Origin of the sequence: Desertibacillus haloalkaliphilus (genome assembly GCF_019039105.1) — a bacterium.
GTDB classification, from domain to species: Bacteria; Bacillota; Bacilli; order Bacillales; family KJ1-10-99; genus Desertibacillus; species Desertibacillus haloalkaliphilus.
In genome coordinates this window covers 1-384 of sequence record NZ_JAHPIV010000312.1, presented here as the reverse complement: position 1 = coordinate 384, position 384 = coordinate 1, and the positions used below count along the sequence as shown (strand labels likewise).

The window sequence follows — 384 nt, the reverse complement described above, 5'->3', positions numbered from 1 at the left end:
AGGCTATACTGCAAGTAAACCAGCCAGCGATTCAGTTGATGGCTTAACGCAGGATAGTAAGGATAATATTCAGACCATTATCTATACAGCAAACCAAGAAGCCGCCAACGTCACATATATTGATGATACGACTGGTAAAACCTTAAGCGCTAAGGACTTGACTGGCGACTATGGTTCAACTGATCCTTATCGGACGGGTGACACCATTGCCGATTATGAAAAACAAGGGTATCAATTAGTCTCAGACAATTATCCAACTCATGGGGTGGTTTATAACCAAGATGGTACCGTTCAAAGTTTCGAGGTTCATTTAACTCATGGCACAACGCCGGTTGGTCCGAATAATCCACAAACACCAGGTGAACCAATTAATCCAGATAATCC

General features: G+C 42.7%; 1 protein-coding gene. It reads left to right on the top strand.

The window, feature by feature from the left end; genetic code table 11:
• Positions 1-384, top strand: a 384-nt coding sequence (locus KH400_RS22090) for a mucin-binding protein (RefSeq protein WP_217228301.1), incomplete at both ends; no start/stop codon positions are given.